Genomic DNA, 19,458 nt, shown 5'->3' on the forward strand with positions numbered 1-19,458 from the left:
CGGGGAGCCGGCAGGTTCCATGTATCTGGACGACAAGCCGCAGACGCTGGTCAAGCTGCTGGTCGCGGGGCCGTTCGGGGTGGGCAAGACCACCTTCATCCGCTCCCTGTCGGAGACCCAGCCGCTGCACACCGAGGAGGTGATGACGCGTACCGGCGCGCTGGTGGACGATCTGGCCGGGGTCCGCGACAAGACCACCACCACGGTCGCCATCGACTTCGGCCGGCTGACCCTGCCGGGGGACCTGGTGCTGTACATGTTCGGCACACCGGGGCAGCGCCGGTTCCGCCCGCTGTGGCAGGACATCGCGCGGGGTGCGCTGGGCGCCCTGGTACTGGCCGACACCCGTCGCCTCGCCGACTCCTTCGAGGTGATGGACATGATCGAGGAGGCGGGACTGCGGTACGCGGTGGCCGTCAACTCCTTCCCCGACTCGCCTCAGCACCACCCCGACACCCTGCGCGACCACCTCGATCTCGCGCCGGAGACGCCGCTGGTGGTGTGTGACGCGCGCAGTCGCGACCAGTCGGCGGACGCCTTGATCGCACTCGTCGGCCATGTCCTAGAGGCCCTCGACAAGCAGCAACAGCAGAGCCAGTCGCAGCAGCAGCCCCAGGAGTCCCTTTGAGCACCACCCCAGGCCCGGGTCAGCACACCGGTCAGATGCCGCCGCCGCTGTCCCGGCCGAACCACGAGGTCACCCCGCTGTACGGGGAGGAGTTCGCCGCGGACCCGTACGCCGTCTACGAGCGGCTGCGCAAGTACGGTGCCGTCGCCCCCGTGGAGATCGCCCCCGGGGTGGGCGCGATGCTGGTGATCGACTACCGCGCGGCGCTGGACCTGCTGCACGATCCGGCCACCTGGTCGAAGGACTCCAGCGTGTGGCTGGACAGCGTGCCGGAGGACTCGGCGGTGATGCCGATGCTGCGCGGGCGGCCCAACGCACTGTTCACCGACGGTGAGGTACACGCCCGCTACCGCCGGGTCATCCACGACAGCTTCGAGCGGCTGGAGCCGCACCACCTCCGCCAGCTGGTGCGGGAGGTCGCCGACTCGCTGATATCGAGCTTCGCCCAGGACGGCCAGGCCGACCTGGTCGGCCAGTTCGCCCGGGTGCTGCCGCTGCTCGTCTTCAACCGGGTCTTCGGCCTGCCCGACGAGAGCAGTGAGCTGCTGATCGAGGGCATCGCCGGCATGTTCGACAGCGAGACGCCCGAGCAGGCGGCCGCCGCCGACGCGGCCTACACCCGCTACATCACCGAGCTGACCCAGCTCAAGCAGCGGGAGCGGGGCCAGGACCTGACCTCCTGGTTCATCGACCACCCGGCGGAGCTGAGCGCCGAGGAGGTCGTCCACCAGATCGTGGTGACGCTGGGCGCCAGCTACGAGCCGCTGTCCAACCTCATCGGCAACGCGCTCAGCCGGATGCTCGTCGACGACCGCTACTACGGCAACCTCTCCGGAGGTGCGCTGACGGCCCGCGACGCGCTGTACGACGTGCTCAGCAACGAGCCGCCGATGGCCAACTACTCGGCGCACTACCCGCGCCGGGACGTCTACTTCCACGGTGTCTGGATGCGCGCCGGACAGCTGGTGCTGGTCTCCTACGCGGCGGCCACCACGCAGAACGGCCGCTCGGCGCCCGGCGAGAGCGTCGGGGCCGCCGGCTCCGGCGGCGGCTCGCACCTGGCCTGGGCGGCGGGACCGCACGCCTGCCCCGCGCAGCAGCCCGCCCTGCTCATCGCCACCACCGCGATCGAACGTCTCACAGCCTGGCTCTCGGACATCGAACTGACGGTGTCCTACGACCAGCTGAAATGGCGGCCCGGCCCGTTCCAGCGCGGACTGGTCTCGCTGCCCGCACGGTTCAGCCCCGTCAGCCCCGACTCCGCAGGAGGCACCCCGTGGAAGCGCAGCAGACAGTCCGCTTAGATCCGCTCGGCCGTGACATCCACGGCGAGGCGGAGCTCATCCGTGGCACGGGCTCCGCCGCCACCCTGGTCGAGCTGCCCGCCGGCGTCCATGCCTGGTACGTCAACGAGTTCGACGTGCTCAAACAGCTGCTGCGCGACCCGCGGGTCTCCAAGGACCCGCGCAAGCACTGGCCCGCCTGGCAGCGCGGCGAGTTCCACGACACCTGGCTGCTCACCTGGCTCGACCGGGAGAACATGCTGTGCTCCTACGGCGAGGACCACAAACGGCTGCGCAAACTGGTGGCTCCGGCGTTCACCGCGCGGCGGACGGCCGCCATGCTGCCGCAGGTCGAGAAGATCACCACGGAGCTGCTGGACGCCGTCGAACAGCAGGCGCTCCAGGCCGGACCCGACGGCGAGCCGGTGGATCTGCGCTCCTGTTTCGCCCATCCGCTGCCGATGAACGTCATCTGCGAGCTGTTCGGTGTGCCCGAGGATCAGCGGCCCGAGATGAAGCGGCTGATGGACCTGATCATGGACACCACGCTGACGGCCGAGCAGGCCGGGCAGACCGCGGTGGACATGCATGCGGCCTTCACCGCGCTGGCCGGGGCCAAGCGCACGCAGCCGGGCGAGGATCTGACCAGCGTGCTGGTCTCTGCGCGGGACGAGGAGGGCGACGCGCTCTCCGAGAAGGAGCTGCTGGACACCCTGCTGCTGATGATCGGCGCGGGGCACGAGACGACCGTCAACCTCATCGGCAACGCGGTGCACGCCCTGCTCAGCCATCCCGACCAACTGCAACTGGTGCGGGACGGAGAGGCCTCCTGGGACGATGTGATCGAGGAGACCCTGCGCTGGGCGCCCAGCATCGCCAACCTGCCCCTGCGGTTCGCCGTCGAGCGGATCGAACTGCCGGACGGCACCACGATCCAGCAGGGTGACGCGATCCTGTCCACCATCGCCTCCGCCAACCGCGACCCGGGCAAGTACGGCGACCGGGCCGCCGAGTTCGACATCCGGCGGCCGGGCGGCGAGCACCTGGCCTTCGGCCACGGGGTGCACTTCTGCATGGGTGCGCCGCTGGCGCGGATGGAGGCGCGCACCGCGCTGCCCGCGCTCTTCGACCGCTTCCCGAAGCTGTCCTTGGCGGTGCCCGCAGCCGAGCTGGCGCAGGTTCCCTCCGCCATCGCCTTCGGCTACGCGAAGCTGCCGGTACGGCTGCTGGGCTGAGGGGCCCGGCACCTCGATCCGGAGGTGGCGGGGGGCGGGCGGCCCGGAGGACAGGGCCGGGCAGCCGCTCCCCGCCGCTTCCCCGCTGGAACGGTGCACCGCTGCGCCGCACGGTGGTCAGGGGCCGGCCCACAGCCCCTCGGGGGTCAGCCCCAGCAGGTCGATGGCGTTGCCGCGGACGATCCGCTCCACCAGTTCGGCGGGCAGATGACCCATCTGGGCCTCGCCGACCTCCTTGGACCTGGGCCAGGTGGAGTCCGAGTGCGGGTAGTCGGTCTCGTACAGGACATTGGGCACACCGACGGACTCCACGTTCCTGAGCCCGAAGGCGTCGTCGAAGAAGCAGCCGTAGATGTGCTCGGCGAACAGCTCGGAGGGCGGGCGCAGCACCTTGTCCGCCACTCCTCCCCAGCCCCGGTTCTCCTCCCACACCACATCGGCTCGCTCCAGGATGTACGGAATCCAGCCGATCTGGCCCTCCGCGTACATGATCTTGAGGTGGGGGAAGCGGTCGAAGACCCCGCTCATCAGCCAGTCGACCATCGAGAAGCAGCAGTTGGCGAAGGTGATGGTAGAGCCGACGGCGGGTGGCGCGTCCGCCGAGGTGGAGGGCATCTTGCTGGAGGAGCCGATGTGCATGGCGATCACGGTGCCGGTCTCGTCGCAGGCCCGCAGGAAGGGGTCCCAGGCGTCGGTGTGGATGGACGGCAGCCCCAGGCGCGGCGGGATCTCCGAGAAGCAGACGGCGCGTACGCCGCGCGCCGCGTTGCGGCGTACCTCCTCGGCGGCCAGTTCCGCGTCCCACAGCGGTACGAGGGTGAGCGGTATGAGGCGGCCTCGCGCCTGGGGGCCGCACCACTCCTCCACCATCCAGTCGTTGTAGGCCCGCACTCCGAGCAGGCCCAGTTCGCGGTCCCGGGCCTCGGTGAAGGTCTGCCCGCAGAAGCGGGGGAAGGTGGGGAAGCACAGCGCCGACTGGACGTGGTTGACGTCCATGTCCGCCAGCCGCTCGGCCACGTCGTAGGAGCCCGGGCGCATCTGCTCGTAGGTGATCGCCTCCAGCCTCACCTCGTCCCTGTCGTAGCCGACCGCGGTGTCCAGCCTGGTCAGCGGGCGGCGCAGGTCCTCGTACACCCACCAGTCGGCGATCGGGCCGTCGTCGCCGGGCTCGCCCATCTTCGGCGCGAACTTCCCGCCGACGAAGGTCATCTCCTTCAGCGGCGCTCTCACGATGCGGGGGCCGACCTCGCGGTAGCGGGACGGGAGCCGGTCGCGCCACACATGCGGGGGTTCGACCGTGTGGTCGTCCACCGAGATGATCTTCGGGAAGGTCTCCATGCGGCCACCGTAGCGCCGACCTGACGACCCGTCAGCTCTCGTGCGGCGTCTTCTTCCGCACCGGTTCCGCATTCGCCCGTCCACCGCCCGCACCCGGATTCGCGAAGGCTTCGTAGAGAGGCCGGTACCTGAGCTGACGTAATTGCCATGAACAAGGCAGACTGACCCCTGCGGGGAACGGAGGAGTGCGGATCTGCAGGGGAGCACACCAATGGGCGCCGGGGACCATACGCGAGTGGGGACGGAGCACCAGGAGCACAAGTTTCGCTTCGCTGTGCTCGGTCCCGTCCGTGCCTGGCGCGGCGAGGAGCCGCTCGCCCTGGGCTCGCCCCAGCAGAAGGCCCTGCTCGCGGCGCTGCTGCTGCGCGGCGGCCGGACCGCGACCGCCGAGGAACTCATCGACGCCATCTGGGGCGAGGAGCCGCCCGAGCAGGCCAAGGCGGCGCTGCGCACCTACGCCTCCCGCATCCGCAAGGCCCTCGGCGCCGACGCCGAACTGCTGGTCAGTGAGTCCGGCGGCTACGCCATTCGCACCGGCCCGGAAGCGACACTCGACGTAGAGACAGCACACGAGCTCGCCGTCCGCGCCGACAAGGCCGCCTCGGGCGGGGACCGCGCCCAGGCACGCGAACTGTACGGCGCGGCTCTCGAACAATGGGAGGGCGAACCGCTCGCCCACATCCCCGGCCCGTACGCCGAACACCAGCGCGTCCGGCTGGAGGAGTGGCGGCTCGGCCTGTTGGAGCTGCGGCTCGATCTCGACCTCCAGGTGGGCTGCCACGCGGAGGCCGTCAGCGAACTGACCGCGCTCACCGCCGCGCATCCGCTGCGCGAGCGGCTGCGCGAACTGCTGATGCTCGCCCTCTACCGCAGCGGGCGGCAGGCCGAGGCACTCGCCGTCTACGCCGACACCCGGCGGCTGCTCGCCGACGAGCTCGGCGTCGACCCGCGCCCGGAGCTGTCCGAACTCCAGCAGCGCATCCTGGAGGCCGACGACGAGCTGGCCTACCAGTCCGACACCCGTTCGCCCTCGGCGTCCGCCACCGTCACCCGTCCCGCGCAGCTGCCCGCCACCGTGGCCGACTTCACCGGCCGGGCATCCTTCGTCGCCGAACTCGGCGACCAGCTCGCCCAGGCCGAGGGCACGGTGATGGCCGTCTCCGCCGTCGCGGGCATCGGCGGCGTCGGCAAGACGACGCTGGCCATCCACGTGGCCCACGCCGCCGCCGACCGCTTCCCCGACGGCCAGCTCTACGTCGACCTGCAGGGCGCCGGGGCCTCACCCGCCGACCCCGAGGCCGTCCTCGGCTCGTTCCTGCGCGCCCTGGGCGTCGCCGACTCCGACATACCCAGCGGCCTCCAGGACCGCGCCGCGCTCTTCCGCTCGCTGCTGGCCGGCCGCCGGGTGCTCGCCCTGCTGGACAACGCCCGGGACGCCGCGCAGGTGCGGCCCCTGCTGCCCGGCACGGCCGGGTGCGCTGCGCTGGTCACCAGCCGGGTGCGCATGGTCGACCTGGCCGGGGCGCACCTGGTGGACCTCGATGTGATGAGCCCCGAAGAGGCCATCGCCCTGTTCACCCGCATTGTGGGCGAGGAGCGGGTGCTCTCCGAGCGCGAGGCCGCCATGGACGTGGTGGCCGCCTGCGGGTTCCTGCCGCTGGCCATCCGCATCGCCGCGGCCCGGCTGTCGGCCCGCCGCACCTGGACGGTCTCCGTACTCGCCGCCAAGCTCGGTGACGAGCGGCGCCGCCTGGACGAACTCCAGGCAGGCGACCAGGCGGTGGCTGCCACCTTCGAACTGGGCTACGGCCAGCTCGACGCCGAACAGGCCCGCGCCTTCCGACTGCTGGGCCTCACCGAGGGCCCCGACATCTCGCTGGACGCCGCCGCGGCCCTGCTGGACCGGGCCCCGGAGGACACCGAGGACCTGCTGGAGTCCCTGGTCGACACCTCCCTCCTGGAGTCCGCCGCACCCCGCCGCTACCGCTTCCACGACCTGGTCCGCCTGTTCGCCCGCGCCTGCGCGGAGCGGGAGGAGCAGCCGCCTCAGGTGCGGGAGGACGCGCTGGCCCGGCTGCTGGACTTCTACCTGGCGACGGCACGCCACGTCTTCGCGGCCGACCACCCGGGCGACCGGACGGTCGACCACCTCGGCCCGCCCGCGCACAGCGGCCTGAAGTTCGCCGACCAGGATGCCGCGCTGGAGTGGCTCTTCAGCGAGGGCGAATGCCTCATGGCATCGATCGAGCAGGCGGCCGGGGGCCGGCTCCTCGGTCCCGCGGCGGATCTGCTGGTGGCCACCAAGGACCTCGCGGACTCCGGAATCCACTCCCTCCGCTACGAGAAGGCCGCGGCAGCGTTGCGGGACGCCGCCGGACGGGCGGGCGACGCCCGCTCAGGCGCCAGGGCACGCATCATGCTGACGCATGTCCACGCCCTGGGAGGCAACTTCCGCCGGGCCGAGGAAGAGGCGGTACGGGCCGAGGAGCTGGGCAGGAAGGCCGACGATCCGGTGGCCAACTCCTACGCCCCCAACGATCTGGGCATCATCAAGACCTACCTCGGTCAGTACAGCGCCGCCGAGGGCCACCTCGAACAGGCCATCGCGGCATTTCGCGCCGACCGCAACCGGCCGTCCGAAGCCAGCGCACTGTGCAACCTCTCCCGGGTGCACATCGCCTTGGGCCTGCACGAGAGCGCCGTCGACCTCGCCGTGCAGGGGATGCGGATCTACCAGGAGATGGACAGCACCCTGCGGATGGCGAACGCCCGCTACACGCTCGGCTGCGCGCTCTCCCATGCCGGCCGCACCTCCGAGGGCCTGCAACACCTCATGGAGGCACGGCGGATCTTCCACGACAGCCGCCAGTCGCTGTGGGAGGGCGTCACCCACTACCGCATCGCCGAGGCGTACTTGCTCTCCGGTGACGCCGCGCAGGCCGCCGGCCACGCGGAGCAGGCCATCGCACTCCGGGTCATCGGAGGCGAGTGGCGCAGAGCCACCGTGCTGGTCGTCCTCGGCAAGGCGCTGTTCGAACTGGGGCAGTCCCGCCGCGCCCGAGCCTGCCTGGAGGAAGCCTCCGCGGTCTTCGAAGCACTCGACTCGCCGGAAGGCGCGGAGGTGCGCGAGTTGCTGGAGCTGGTCCCTGACAGGTGATTTCGAGGCGGGCGCGTCCCTGTGAGTGGGCCGCCGCGCTGCCGGATCCTGGTCGACCAGCAGGCGTTCATCAATCGTTTATCGCGTTCAGCGATGCTCATAGCCATGGATCCGCCGCGTCGGGGGGCAGGCGGGTCTGGGGGAAGAGCCGCCGCCCCAGTACGGTGAGCGGCCGTAACACCCGCCCGGCGGTCATCGGGGGAGCTGCTGGGCGGGTGCCGTCATCGACCAACGCCCCTAATAGGAGCTCGCCACCATGGCCACTCACGAGCAGACCGAAGAGAAGAAGCAGCCGAAGAAGAGCACCACCGGCACCGAGAACAACCACGGAACCAGCGTTCCGAGCACCGAGAACAACCACGGCACCAGCGTTCCCGAGCTGGACAACAACCACGGCACGTCCACGCCGATGGTCGTGGAGAACAACCACGGAACCATCCTGCCCGAGGTGTCCGAAGAAGAGCAGGACACCGCTGCCAAGGAGCAGGCCACCGCCCGCTGACAAGGGCGTCCCGAGGGGGGACCGCGGGTCGCCATCGACGGCGTAGAGGGGGAGCCGTCGATGGTGACCCGCGTGCGTGCTGCTGCTTCACCTGGCCGCCTCATCGCAGCGCTGCGGTGCTCGCGGTGCTCGCGGTGCGGCAGACGCGCGGTGCAACACATGCACAGGCTTTTCCCAAGCTTCCGGTCGCTCTCCGGAAGCAGATGGGTAATGACCAGTCAGAGGAACAACACAGCTGATCCCGTCCGAAACCGACCCCTGGGGAGCCATAGTGAGTCTGCTGAAGAGAATCCTCGCCACCTCTGCTGTCGCCGCCGCGTTGCTGGGCTGGCTGGGAACTCCTGCCGTGGCTGACAGCCCGGCGGCTTCAGCTGCCGGCGACACTGCCGTCAGCACGGCCAGTACGGACAACAACCACTCCAGCTGAGAGTGCCTGTCCGGCGGAGCAGCCGGACGCGGTGGTTGCGCCAGTGCGCAGCAGCGCCCTTCGACTGATCTGCCGGACACGGTCCGACAGCCGCGCGGGAGAGCCGTCACCGATGGCTGTGCCCTGTTCGGGACAACGGCCACCGATGTCCTCGCGCGGTCTCCCGCAGCCGCGTCTTGACGACCTTCCCGCTCGCGTTGCGGGGCAGCTCCGCGACGAACTCGACCTCCTGCGGCACCTTGTAGTTGGCCATCTCGCGGCGGGACCAGGCGATCAGGTCGTCGGCGGTGACCGTCGCGCCCGGGTGGCGTACGGCGAAGGCCTTGGCGACTTCGCCGAGGCGGGGGTCGGGGATGCCCACGACGGCCACCTCGGCGATGCCGGGGTGCCGGGCGAGCAGCTGCTCGATCTCGGCCGGGTAGGCGTTGAACCCGCCGACGATGAACATGTCCTTGATCCGGTCGGTGATGCGCAGATTGCCGTCGGCGTCCATGACGCCCACGTCGCCGGTGTGCAGCCAGCCGTCCGGGGTGAGGACCTCGGCCGTCTCCCCGGGCTCCTCGTAGTAGCCGGACATCACGTGGTAGCCGCGCACCAGCACCTCGCCGGGGGTGCCGGGCGGCTGCTCGGCGCCCGAGGAGGCGACGACCTTCACCTCCGTGCCCGGTATGGCCCGGCCCGAGGTGCCGGCGACGACCTGGGCCGGGTCGCCGCGGCGGCACATCGTCACGGTGCCCGATGCCTCGGTCAGCCCGTAGGCGGTCAGTACGGTGCCGACCTTGAGCTCGGCGCGCAGCCGCTCGACCAGTTCCAGGGGGACGACGGCCGCGCCGGTCACCACCAGCCGCAGCGCCGACAGATCGTGCTGGTGGCGGGCCGGGTGGTCGAGCAGCGACTGGTGGAGGGTGGGCGGCCCCGGCAGCACACTGACCCGCTCGGTGGCGATATGGGCCAGCGCCGCCTCCACGTTGAAGACCGGCTGCGGGATCATCGTCGCACCGCGCAGCAGACAGGCGATGATGCCCGCCTTGTAGCCGAACGTGTGGAAGAACGGATTGACGATGAGATAGCGGTCGCCCTCCGTCAGCCCGGCGAGCTCGCTCCAGCAGGCGTAGACCCGCAGCGTCTGCTCGTGGGTGATGACGACGCCCTTGGGATGCCCGGTGGTGCCCGAGGTGAAGGTGATGTCGGAGGGCGTGGAGGGGGCGATCTGCTCCGCACGCTCCCGTACCGCCCGGCGGGGGACGGCGGCGCCCGACGCGAGGAACTCCCCCCAGGTGCGGAAGGTCTCCGGTGCGTCCTGGGCGAGCACCACCACCTCGCGCAGCTGCGGCAGCCCGGGCAGCGGCCCCGGGCCCGGCCCCTCGGCGGTGGCGCGGCGCAGCGAGGCGACGTACGAGGTGCCCAGGAAGGTGCCGGTGACGAACAGCAGCCGGGTACGGGTGCGTTCCAGCACGTAGGCGGCCTCGGCGCCCTTGAAGCGGGTGTTGAGCGGGACCAGGATGCCGCCCGCGGTGACGGCGCCGAGTGCGGCGACGATCCAGTCCAGGGTGTTGGGCGCCCATACCGCCACCCGGTCGCCGGGCTCCAGCCCGGAGGCCAGGCAGGCGGCGGCGGCCTGTTCGATCCGCTCCCCCAGCTGAGCGTACGAGACGCGGGTGCGCCCCTCGACGACGGCCTCGCGCGCCCCGTGGCGCCCGGCGGCGGCCCGCACCAGCTGGGGGATGGTCCGCGGGTCGGTTCCGTACGCGGGCGAGAAGTCCGTGCCGCTCACCGTGCGCCTCCCTTGGCCGGGCCGACAGGCACTACTACCTGACACTCCGTCAGGTTAGCGGTAGCCTCCCGCACTGTCAGCACCGCCAGCACGCCCTGAGCACGTCCGGGAGGACGCCATGAAGGACGCCACGGCGATCGTCGGCATCGGCCAGACGCCGTTCGCCAAACGGCTCCCCGAATCCGAGAAGGCCCTCGCCTGCCGCGCCATCCTGCGGGCGCTGGACGACGCGGGGATCGACCCGAGCGAGGTGGACGGCTTCGCCTCGTACACGATGGAGGAGACCGACGAGGTCGAGGTGGCCAAGTCGATCGGCGCGGGCGACGTGACGTTCTTCTCCAAGGTCGGCTACGGCGGCGGCGGTTCCTGTGCGACCGTCGCCCACCTGGCCACCGCCGTCGCCACCGGCCAGGCCACCGTCGGCGTCGCCTGGCGCTCCCGCAAACGCGGCTCCGGTGGCAGGCCGTGGCGCAACACCACCGTGCAGCTGCCCACCCCGGCGCAGTGGACCCGCCCCTTCGGACTGCTGCGCCCGGCCGACGAGATCGGCATGCTCACCCGCCGCTACATGCACGAGTACGGCGCCACCCGCGACCACCTGTTCAACGTCGCACTGGCGTGCCGCAACCGCGCCAACCAGAACCCCGCCGCGATGATGTACGAGCGGCCGCTCACCCGCGAGATGTACATGACCTCCCGCTGGATCAGCGAACCGCTGTGCCTGTTCGACAACTGCCTGGAGACCGACGGCGCGCTGGCGTGCGTCGTGGTCTCCGCCGACCGGGCACGCGACTGCCGCAGCAGACCGGTGTATGTGCACTCCGCGGCGCAGGGACTGCCCGCACAGCACCACGGAATGGTCAACTACTGGACCGAGGACCCCCTGCGCGGCCCCGCCTGGACGGCCGCGCAGCAGCTTTGGAAGCACGCCGACCTGTGTCCACAGGATGTGGATGTCGCCCAGATCTACGACGCCTTCACCGCACTCGTCCCGCTCTCCCTGGAGGGCTACGGCTTCTGCGGACGCGGTGAGGGGGCCGCCTTCACCGAGGGCGGCGCACTGGAGATCGGCGGACGGCTGCCGCTGAACACCTCCGGAGGCGGACTGTCCGAAGCCTATGTGCACGGCTTCAACCTGATCACCGAGGGCGTCCGCCAGCTGCGCGGCACCTCCACCGCCCAGGTGCCGAACGCCGCGACCTGCCTGGTCACCGCAGGCGAGGGCGTACCCACCTCCGCACTGCTGCTGAGGAGTTGACAGCCATGACCACCGCCCCCACCGGCCCACCGGAGACCGGCCTGTTGCTGCCCGAACCCGACGACGACGGAGCGCCTTTCTGGTCGTACGCGTCCGCCGGCGAGCTGCGCGTCCAGACGTGCTCCGACTGCGGAAGGCGGCGCTTCCCGCCACGGCCGTGCTGTCCGCGCTGCCGGTCGTTCGAGGCCGAGTGGCAGCGGATGAGCGGACGCGGCCGCATCTGGTCGTACGTGGTCGCCCATCCGCCGCTGCTGCCCGGTTACGCCGAAGCGGCCCTCTACAACGTGCTCGTGGTGGAGCTGGCCGACGATCCGGCGATCCGGCTGGTGGGCAACCTGGTCGCCGCACCGGACGCGCCGCTGGGCTCGGCCGCGGCCGGCAAGCTGCGCATCGGCGCACCGGTGCGGGCCGTCTTCCGACAAGTGGGTGACGGCGAGCGGCTGATGGCCGTGCCCCGCTGGGTCCTGGAGCGGCCATGAGCATCCGTGTCGAGCGGCAGGACGCTGTGGCGACGGTGACGCTCGACCGGCCCCGGAAGCACAACGCGCTCGACCTGGCCGACGCGCGCGCCCTCACCGCCGTCTGGCGCGGACTGCGCACCGACCGCTCGGTGCGCGCCGCAGTGGTCACCGGAGCGGGCGGTCGGGCCTTCTGCACGGGCATCGACCGCGCCGCCGTCGCCGAGGAGGGCGCCGTCCCCCAACCGCACGCGCCGTTCGCGGTGGAGGACCCCCTGCTGTCGATCGGCCCGAAGAGCAACGACCTGTGGATCCCGGTCGTCGCCGCCGTCGAGGGCATGGCCTGCGGCGGCGCCTTCTATCTGCTGAGCGAGGCGGAGTTCCTGATCGCGACGGAGGAGTCCACCTTCTTCGACCCGCACACCAGCTACGGAATGGTCAGTGCTTACGAGTCCATGGCGATGGCACAGCGGATGCCGTTCGGGGAGGTCGCGCGGATGGCGCTGATGGGGGCGGCCGAGCGCATCTCCGGACGCCGCGCCTACGAGACGGGCCTCGTCTCCGAACTCGCCCCGGAAGGCGGTGCGCTCGGGGCGGCACTGCGCTGCGCCCGTACGCTGGCCTCCTACCCGCCCGGGGCCGTGCAGGGCACGGTGCGCGCGGTGTGGGCCGCCAAGGAGGCCGCCCGCAACCAGGCGATGGCCCAGGCCCCGCCCCTGATCGCACTCGGCAACCTGCCGCCGGAGCAGCAGGCGGAGCTGTTCCGCGAGCGGGGGCGGGGCCGGGGTGGGTACGGGGTCACTTTCCGTACCCGGTAGACGGCCAGGTCAAGCGGTCACGACCGGCGTCCGGAGAGTGGAATCAGAGGTTCCAGGGCTGGTCGTCGGGGGCGATGCGCCACAGCCGGTCGTCGCTCGGATAGGCGGTGTCGAGGTGGAGGGTGTTCCACGAGCCGTCGCCGTAGCGGTTGAGCGTCATGGCCAGTTTGTTGTCGACCTTCGGTGTCCACATCCACCAACCGGAGTTCTGCCCTCCGGACTTGGCCGGGTGCAGGACCCACTTCTGCAGGTCGGACCCGTTGCACGTCTTGAGGACGAGACGAGTGCCGCGCTGGGGATTCGCCGTGGCCGGCTGGAGGCACTTGTCGGCAGCCACGTTGCGCAGCACTCGGGTGGAGGTCCCGGTTCCGGAGTCCCAGCCGGGCCCTTCCGCCCGCCAGGATTCGGAGCTGTACTTCCATGCCGGGTCGCGCAGGCTGATCACGGTGGCGCCGTCGGCCTTGCTGTCGCTGTAGGTGGCCAGTCGGCTGCCGTCCGTCTTGTTGATCACATCCCGGTCGCCGGGAGCCGCCGAAGCGTGCGTGCTTCCCAGAACACCGGTCAGGCAGACAGCGGCGACGGAGACGGAGACGGACAGCAGGCGGCGGCTTCCTCGGGAAATCGGCATACGTGTTCCCTCCTGGGTGTACTACGCGGAACGCGAAGCATGACGCCAAGAATGATGATCGCCCGAACGCACCAACTGCCTGCCGCATCATCACCATTCATCCGCACGACGGACCCTTTGATACTCGCGTCCGACGTGGTGTTCCCTTGTCATCGCCCGGCCGGGCCCGCTGCCTTCTACGAGACGGAGGTGACCTCGCACTCCTCGACCTTCCGCACCTCCTCGGGGTGATCCATCGGCACCTCCACCGACTTGCTGCGGCCCGCCCGCACGGTGGCGAGGGCCGAGCCCGTGTCGACGACGGCCCCGTCCACATCGCGGAAGGTGACGTCGACGGTGAAGGTCCCGGTGCGGCTGCCCGCGTTGCGGACCCGGACGGTCGCACCGGGCTCCTTGCCGTTCGCGGGCTTCCGGCCCTCGGCCGCCGCGCACTCGGTGACCTTCCCGGAACCCTCGGCCCGCTCGCGGCCCGACCCGCCGGAGGTGCTGCCGGTGGTGCTGCCCGAGGTGGTGTTGGTGTCGTAACGGTCGTCGCTGTCGTATCGGTCGTCGCTGTCGTAACCGCTGCTGGAACTGTGGCTGCTTGAGCTCTTGCTGCTGCAACCGCCGCCGCCGTGACCGCCGCTGCTGGAACTCTTGCTGCCGCCGCGACCGCCCGAGGAGCGGGCCGGGCTGAATCCGCTCAGCGCCACCAGCACAACAGTGACGGCAGCGAGCAGCTTGAGGTGACGCATCCGCTTCACAGAACTCCCCCGATGAGTGCTCGTCTCCGCGACGACCGGTTCCGGTGCTTGTCGCGTGCAGTACAACTATCTCCGGCTCAGGACGCCCGCAGTGGCGCGGGGGTTCCCAGCGGCGTAGCGTCGAATGCGGATCGCGCACCCGTGCGGCGCCTGGAGCGGCGCCGGAAAGCGAGGCGAGACCATGATCCGGAACCTGATCGGGTCGCTACTCGCCCTCATCGGAGCGGCGGCCGCCGTATACAGCCCCTTCCGACCGTGGTACGACGGCCGCCTCGGGCGTGATTTCCGCCTCGACGAGCTCTTCCAGGGCCAAGGCATCACCGGCGCCGACGCGGCCCTGTTCACCGGGCTGTTCGTGCTGATGCTGGTCGTGGCGGTCGTGGCCGTGCTCGGGGTGCTGCTGCGTTCACGGGCGACCGTGGCACTCGCGGGCGTGCTGGGGCTGGGATTCACCATCCTGTGGATGGTGCGGCAGGGGCAGGCCGCCGGCAGCCTCTCCGCGGGCAACACCGGAGGGCTCGCCTCCGGCGCCTGGCTCGCCCTCGGCGGAGGTTTTCTGCTGCTGCTCGCCGGTGCGCTGATGGCGGGCCGCCGCGCCACGGCCCGTCGCCGGCACGCCGCGGAGCCCGCGACGGCGGGTGCGGCAGCGGGTGGGGGCGCCGTGACCGGAGGCGCCTTCCGCGGGGAGCCGGGGAGGGAGGAGGACACCCTGGAACAGCCGCTCGCGGGGCCACCGCCGCCGCAGCAGCCGCCCCCGCCGCAGCAGCCGTATCAGGGGCAGCAGCCGTACCCCGAGCAACAGCCGTATCCGGGGCAGCCCGGGATGCGGGGAGCTCCCACCCAGGAGCCGTACCCTCCGGGGCCGCCGCCTCCCGAGCCCGGGGCCGCGCCGCCACCGGAGCAGTCCTTCAAGGGCCCGGAGCAGCAGTACGCCGGGCCTCCGGCCCCCGAGGAGTCCGAGCCGTACGAGCCGCAGCCCGGCACCCAGGGGGCGCCCCTGGACGAGCCGTACGAACCACGGCCCGAGGACCGGGGCACCGGTGCGAACCCTCCCGACAACACCCGCCGGTTGCCCACGGCGCCGCCTCCGTCGCAGGAACAGCACCCCGACGACGAGGACACCTGGCCGCACCGCGGACGCGACGCGGCCTGAACGCCCCCGCGACCCGCGGCGACGGCAGACGGCAGGCGGCAGGCGGCAGGCGGCAGGCGGCTGCGGGCCGGGAGGCCCGGGGACTCGTACTCAGGCGGAGTGCCGGGCCTGGCCGGTGCCCTTCGTCGCATCCAGCGCGTAGACGCAACGGTCCTTGCTGCACGCGTACACCACGCCCCCGACCACGACCGGCGAGCCGGTGATCTCCCCGCCGGTGGCCAGCTTCCACCGGAGCTGACCACCCACCGCGTCGACGGTGTACAGGCAGTGGTCGGCCGATCCGAAGTGGACGCGTCCGTCGGCCACGACGGGCGCGCCCACCACATCGGCACCCGTCGCGAAACGCCACCGGGGCGTCCCGCTCACGGCGTCGAGGGTGTACAGCGCGCTCCCGCTGCCGAGGTGCACCAGCCCGTCCGCGGTGACGACCGGCTCCGTGGAGTGCCGCGCCTCGGTGGCGATGCGCCAGCGGTCGTGGCCGTTGCCGGAGTCGAGCGCGTAGACGGTGCCCAGATAGTCGGCGAGATAGACGCCGCCGCCCGTCACCCCGGGGCCCGGGACGAAGGCGGGCGGGCACAGGAAGGCGGCCGGGGCGTCGAACCGCCACCGCTCACGACCCGTCGCGGCGTCCAGCGCGAACACCCGGGAGCCCGCGCACACGTACACGGTCCCGTCCTCGGCGGCCGTCACCCGCACGGGAACGCCGCCCGTGGCGGAGGCGTCACCGACCGGGTACGACCAGCGCTCCGCGCCCGTACGCGCCTCCAGCACGTACAACCGCCCGTCGGCCCACGTGTGGACGGCGCCGTCGGCGATGACCGGTCCCGCCTCGGGGGTCTCGAAGTCGGTCTGCGCGCCGGTCAGTTCCCACAGCTTCTCGCCGCTGGCGGCCTCCCACGCCTGGACTCCGCCGCCACGGGTGCCGGTGACCACGGTGCCGCGGTCGACCTGGAGCGAGTAGACCCAGCCGTCGGTTGCCAGCCGCCAGCGCTCGGAGCCGTCGGTGGCGTCGAGCGCGTACAGACTGGGACCGTCCGAGGCGTGCACCCGCCCGCCGGAGACCGCCATCGACCAGGCGACCTCCCGCGTCTTGAACTGCCTGCGCCCGCTCGCCACATCCAGGGCGTGCACCTCGAACGACGTCACGTACACCAGGTCGTCGGCGACGACGGGCGAGCCCCACACGTCGTTCGACATCCGGAACCGCCAGGGCCGCCAGCGCTGCGGTCCGCCGGACTGCGACCCGCCGCCGCTCGCCTGCCCAGGCCCCGCGGACGGCGGGGGCTGCACGGTGTACGGGGAAGGCGGCGACGGCTGGGACGACGGCTGCGACGGTGGCCCGGCGGGCGGCTGCTGGAGCGGCGGGGCGGCGGGCGAGGCGGAGGCCGACGGCTGTCCGCCCCGCCCGCCGCCATGGTCGGAGCCGCCTGCGTGCCGCGGTCCCGGAGCGCCGTAGGGGCGGGCCAGCGGATGGGCGGACGGTGCCGCCGCGGGCGCCCCGGCCGACGCCGCGGGGGCCGATGCCGCGGGGGCCGCCGCCGAGGCAGCCGCCGCGGGGGACGCGGAAGGCGGCGCCGTGGGCCCGGACTGCGGCGGGAACTGCGCGTACGGCTGCGCGGCGGAGGACTGCGGGGTGCCTTCCTGCCCGCCGCCGGGCGGGCGCACCCAGTCGGAGGTCGGGGCGGCCTCCGCTTCCCGGCCGGTCTCGTCCGGGCGCCGGGGGCCTGGCCCGATGGGTACCTGGGCCCCGGGCAGCTGCACGGACCCGCCATCGGCGTTCCCGGGCTGGGAGGCGGGGCGCGAGACGACCGGCCCCGAGCCGGAGCCCGGGCCCGCCTCCGCGCTCGCGGAGCCGCCCGAGCCGCCGGAGGGCCCCGAGCCGCCGGAAGCGCCCTGGGCACCGTGGGAGCCGCCGACGGCGCGCGGGCCCGGAGGGATGCCCTGATCCCACTCGGGCACCGCGGCACCCGGGCCGGAGGCCGCCGCGTCCTGACCCGCTGCCGCGCGCCCTGCTGCCGGGGGGCCGCCGGGCCCCACGGAGTCCAGCGCCGAACCACCGGCGCCCGGGCCGCCACCGGCTCCCCCCGGATCGGCGGAACCGCCCGCCACACCGTTGCTGCGCCCGGGGCCACCGGCTCCGGCTGCGGCATCCGCGCCCCTGCCCGCGCCCGCTGCGGCGGCTGCCGCGTTCTGCCGCCGCATGGCGCGACCGCCCCTGCGCCGCTCGATCAGCGAGACGGCCGTGGAGGGCAGCCAGGCCGAAACCGTTCCGCTGTCGTCGCTGCCGGCGCCGAACAGGTGCGGTGCGAGCTGGGCCTGCAGATCGGCGGGTGTGGGCCGCTCCTCGGCGTTCATCCGCATACAGGACTCGATCAAAGGCCGCAGCTCGTCCGGCAGCCCCTCCAGATCGGGGCCCTCACGCAGCAGCATGAAGACCGTCTCCACGGGGTTGGCCCCGTGGAAGGGCGCATGGCCGGTGGCGGCGAAGACGAGCGTCGAGGCGAGCGAGAAGATGTCGCTGGCGCCGGTGACGCTGCGGGAGTCCCTCGCCTGCTCGGGCGACATGTAGGCGGGCGTACCGACGGCGACGTTCGTCATGGTCAGCCGGGTGTTGGAGACGCCGGAGGCGATACCGAAGTCGATGACACGGGGGCCGTCCTCCAACACGAGCACGTTGGACGGCTTGAGGTCGCGGTGCACCAGTCCGGCGCCGTGGATGGACTGCAGCGCCTCGGCGACCCCCGCCGCCAGCCAGCGCACGGCCTGCACCGGCACCGGTCCGCACTCGGTGACTATTTCCTCCAGGGAGGGCGCGGGCACATAGGCGGTGGCCAGCCACGGCACCGCGGCGCGCGGGTCGGCGTCGACGACGGCGGCGGTGTAGAAGCCGCTGACCGCCCGCGCCGCCTCGACCTCACGGGTGAAGCGCACCCGGAAGAGCTGGTCCTCGGCCAGTTCGGTGCGCACCGTCTTGATCGCGACCCGGCGGCCGGACGCGGAGCGTGCCAGGTAGACCAGCCCCATACCGCCGGAACCGAGACGGCCCAGCACCTCGAACGGGCCGATCCGCCGCGGATCGTGCTGTGTAAGCTGCTCCACCACTTGTCCTGCCACCTCCCCGTAGGGGCCGTAAAATCTGCCCGTTCCCGCCCCGTGCAGCCTCTCACTGCCGTGCCGGACCTGACGGTCCGGACGCCGATTCTTCCTGGCGAACGCGTCGGTTGCGAACCCGGGGGCGGCACGTAAGTGTCTTCGTGGTCCGACAAAGCCCGGAATGACCCGGAGAATCCGGCATTCGAGCTCGGCCCCGTATCACCCCGATTGCCCCCTCGCCGGTCGACAATCTCAGCGCACCCCGTTTGCCCGCTGACGAATCGCGGGCCGATCACCCCTCGGTAAGCTGACGGCATGACAGGACAAGTGCGAACCGTCGACGGCCGGGTGGCCGGACGCCGCGGTCAGGCGACGCGGCAGAAGCTGCTCGACTGCCTCAGCGAGATGCTCAGCTCGTCGCCCTACCGCGACGTCAAGGTCATCGACGTGGCACGGAGAGCGGGCACCTCTCCGGCGACCTTCTACCAGTACTTCCCCGATGTCGAGGGCGCCGTCCTGGAGATCGCGGAAGCCATGGCCAAGGAGGGCGCGGGCCTCACCGAGCTGGTGGCCGGCCGCTCCTGGGTGGGCAAGGCCGGCCGGCAGACGGCCGAGGACCTGGTGGAGGGGTTCTTGACCTTCTGGCGCAAGAACGACGCGATCCTGCGCGTGGTCGATCTGGGCGCCGCGGAGGGCGACAAGCGGTTCTACAAGATCCGCATGAAGATCCTCAACTCCGTCAACAACTCACTCGCCGACGCGATCAAGGACCTCCAGTCCCGGGGCAAGGTGGACAAGGAGATCAACGCGGCAGCCGTCGCCGGCTCCCTGGTCGCCATGCTGGCCTCCGTGGCCGGCCACCAGAAGGGCTTCCAGAGCTGGGGCGTCAAGCAGGCGGAGCTGAAGCCGAGCCTCGCCCTGCTGGTCCACCTCGGCGTGACGGGCAAGAAGCCCGCCAAGTAG

General features: G+C 71.9%; 16 protein-coding genes. 11 read left to right on the top strand and 5 right to left on the bottom strand.

Annotated features, from left to right (window positions below):
• Nucleotides 1–19: 19 nt before the first annotated feature.
• The 3 genes from JW613_RS15800 to JW613_RS15810 are packed head-to-tail and all read left to right on the top strand — an operon-like array spanning nt 20 to nt 3,146.
• On the top strand, nt 20–628 hold the full coding sequence (locus JW613_RS15800) for a GTP-binding protein (RefSeq protein WP_209211443.1): 609 nt from the start codon (nt 20–22) through the stop codon (nt 626–628).
• On the top strand, nt 625–1,932 hold the full coding sequence (locus JW613_RS15805) for a cytochrome P450 family protein (RefSeq protein WP_245225713.1): 1,308 nt from the start codon (nt 625–627) through the stop codon (nt 1,930–1,932). Before JW613_RS15800 ends, JW613_RS15805 begins: the two co-directional genes overlap by 4 nt.
• On the top strand, nt 1,905–3,146 hold the full coding sequence (locus JW613_RS15810) for a cytochrome P450 family protein (protein ID WP_307865913.1): 1,242 nt from the start codon (nt 1,905–1,907) through the stop codon (nt 3,144–3,146). Before JW613_RS15805 ends, JW613_RS15810 begins: the two co-directional genes overlap by 28 nt.
• A 117-nt stretch (nt 3,147–3,263) precedes the next feature.
• Here the strand turns inward: JW613_RS15810 and JW613_RS15815 are convergent, their stop codons facing one another.
• The gene (locus JW613_RS15815) at nt 3,264–4,484 is read right to left on the bottom strand and encodes an amidohydrolase family protein (protein WP_209211445.1); all 1,221 of its coding nucleotides are present in this window, start codon (nt 4,482–4,484) and stop codon (nt 3,264–3,266) included.
• 211 nt (nt 4,485–4,695) lie between these two features.
• Between JW613_RS15815 and afsR the strand changes: the two genes are divergently transcribed.
• The 3 genes from afsR to JW613_RS15830 all read left to right on the top strand — a co-directional run bounded on the left by afsR (nt 4,696) and on the right by JW613_RS15830 (nt 8,570).
• On the top strand, nt 4,696–7,641 hold the full coding sequence (afsR, locus tag JW613_RS15820) for an SARP-family global regulator AfsR (protein WP_209211446.1): 2,946 nt from the start codon (nt 4,696–4,698) through the stop codon (nt 7,639–7,641).
• Between the two features lie 256 nt (nt 7,642–7,897).
• Nucleotides 7,898–8,143: a hypothetical protein gene (locus tag JW613_RS15825; protein WP_209211447.1), complete on the top strand. Its 246-nt coding sequence runs from the start codon at nt 7,898–7,900 to the stop codon at nt 8,141–8,143.
• Nucleotides 8,144–8,414: 271 nt separating this feature from the next.
• The gene (locus JW613_RS15830; protein WP_180289670.1) at nt 8,415–8,570 is read left to right on the top strand and encodes a hypothetical protein; all 156 of its coding nucleotides are present in this window, start codon (nt 8,415–8,417) and stop codon (nt 8,568–8,570) included.
• Nucleotides 8,571–8,676: 106 nt separating this feature from the next.
• Here the strand turns inward: JW613_RS15830 and JW613_RS15835 are convergent, their stop codons facing one another.
• Nucleotides 8,677–10,344 carry a FadD3 family acyl-CoA ligase gene (locus JW613_RS15835; protein ID WP_209211448.1) on the bottom strand — a complete coding sequence of 556 codons (1,668 nt, stop codon included), beginning with the start codon at nt 10,342–10,344 and terminating at the stop codon, nt 8,677–8,679.
• Nucleotides 10,345–10,462: 118 nt separating this feature from the next.
• On the opposite strand from JW613_RS15835, the gene JW613_RS15840 reads away from it, so the two are divergent.
• The 3 genes from JW613_RS15840 to JW613_RS15850 are packed head-to-tail and all read left to right on the top strand — an operon-like array spanning nt 10,463 to nt 12,878.
• Nucleotides 10,463–11,602: a lipid-transfer protein gene (locus tag JW613_RS15840; protein WP_209211449.1), complete on the top strand. Its 1,140-nt coding sequence runs from the start codon at nt 10,463–10,465 to the stop codon at nt 11,600–11,602.
• A 5-nt stretch (nt 11,603–11,607) separates the two neighbouring features.
• A complete protein-coding gene (locus JW613_RS15845) occupies nt 11,608–12,081 on the top strand; it encodes a Zn-ribbon domain-containing OB-fold protein (protein WP_209211450.1) in 474 nt (157 codons plus the stop codon).
• The gene (locus JW613_RS15850) at nt 12,078–12,878 is read left to right on the top strand and encodes an enoyl-CoA hydratase/isomerase family protein (RefSeq protein ID WP_209211451.1); all 801 of its coding nucleotides are present in this window, start codon (nt 12,078–12,080) and stop codon (nt 12,876–12,878) included. Before JW613_RS15845 ends, JW613_RS15850 begins: the two co-directional genes overlap by 4 nt.
• 43 nt (nt 12,879–12,921) lie before the next feature.
• Here JW613_RS15850 and JW613_RS15855 read toward each other — a convergent pair whose 3' ends face one another.
• Nucleotides 12,922–13,506, bottom strand: a complete 585-nt coding sequence (locus tag JW613_RS15855) for an RICIN domain-containing protein (protein WP_209211452.1) — start codon at nt 13,504–13,506, stop codon at nt 12,922–12,924.
• Between the two features lie 176 nt (nt 13,507–13,682).
• Nucleotides 13,683–14,240, bottom strand: a complete 558-nt coding sequence (locus JW613_RS15860) for a hypothetical protein (protein ID WP_209211453.1) — start codon at nt 14,238–14,240, stop codon at nt 13,683–13,685.
• Between the two features lie 190 nt (nt 14,241–14,430).
• Here JW613_RS15860 and JW613_RS15865 point away from each other — a divergent pair, with 190 nt between their 5' ends.
• Nucleotides 14,431–15,402 carry a hypothetical protein gene (locus JW613_RS15865; protein WP_209211454.1) on the top strand — a complete coding sequence of 324 codons (972 nt, stop codon included), beginning with the start codon at nt 14,431–14,433 and terminating at the stop codon, nt 15,400–15,402.
• A 90-nt stretch (nt 15,403–15,492) separates the two neighbouring features.
• Here the strand turns inward: JW613_RS15865 and JW613_RS15870 are convergent, their stop codons facing one another.
• Nucleotides 15,493–18,504, bottom strand: coding sequence for a serine/threonine-protein kinase (locus JW613_RS15870; protein WP_209211455.1), 3,012 nt, complete (start codon nt 18,502–18,504; stop codon nt 15,493–15,495).
• A gap of 306 nt (nt 18,505–18,810) precedes the next feature.
• On the opposite strand from JW613_RS15870, the gene JW613_RS15875 reads away from it, so the two are divergent.
• Nucleotides 18,811–19,458, top strand: coding sequence for a TetR family transcriptional regulator (locus JW613_RS15875; RefSeq protein ID WP_099882025.1), 648 nt, complete (start codon nt 18,811–18,813; stop codon nt 19,456–19,458).

This window comes from Streptomyces smyrnaeus, from assembly GCF_017676345.1.
GTDB classification, from domain to species: Bacteria; Actinomycetota; Actinomycetes; order Streptomycetales; family Streptomycetaceae; genus Streptomyces; species Streptomyces smyrnaeus.

What these genes read in the sequence shown, in the direction of transcription:
- JW613_RS15800 (WP_209211443.1), top strand. Translation starts at nt 20, where the DNA reads ATGTATCTGGACGACAAGCCGCAGACGCTGGTCAAGCTGCTGGTCGCG.
- JW613_RS15815 (WP_209211445.1), bottom strand. Translation starts at nt 4,484, where the DNA reads ATGGAGACCTTCCCGAAGATCATCTCGGTGGACGACCACACGGTCGAA.
- afsR (WP_209211446.1), top strand. Translation starts at nt 4,696, where the DNA reads ATGGGCGCCGGGGACCATACGCGAGTGGGGACGGAGCACCAGGAGCAC.
- JW613_RS15825 (WP_209211447.1), top strand. Translation starts at nt 7,898, where the DNA reads ATGGCCACTCACGAGCAGACCGAAGAGAAGAAGCAGCCGAAGAAGAGC.
- JW613_RS15840 (WP_209211449.1), top strand. Translation starts at nt 10,463, where the DNA reads ATGAAGGACGCCACGGCGATCGTCGGCATCGGCCAGACGCCGTTCGCC.
- JW613_RS15845 (WP_209211450.1), top strand. Translation starts at nt 11,608, where the DNA reads ATGACCACCGCCCCCACCGGCCCACCGGAGACCGGCCTGTTGCTGCCC.
- JW613_RS15850 (WP_209211451.1), top strand. Translation starts at nt 12,078, where the DNA reads ATGAGCATCCGTGTCGAGCGGCAGGACGCTGTGGCGACGGTGACGCTC.
- JW613_RS15855 (WP_209211452.1), bottom strand. Translation starts at nt 13,506, where the DNA reads ATGCCGATTTCCCGAGGAAGCCGCCGCCTGCTGTCCGTCTCCGTCTCC.
- JW613_RS15860 (WP_209211453.1), bottom strand. Translation starts at nt 14,240, where the DNA reads ATGCGTCACCTCAAGCTGCTCGCTGCCGTCACTGTTGTGCTGGTGGCG.
- JW613_RS15865 (WP_209211454.1), top strand. Translation starts at nt 14,431, where the DNA reads ATGATCCGGAACCTGATCGGGTCGCTACTCGCCCTCATCGGAGCGGCG.
- JW613_RS15875 (WP_099882025.1), top strand. Translation starts at nt 18,811, where the DNA reads ATGACAGGACAAGTGCGAACCGTCGACGGCCGGGTGGCCGGACGCCGC.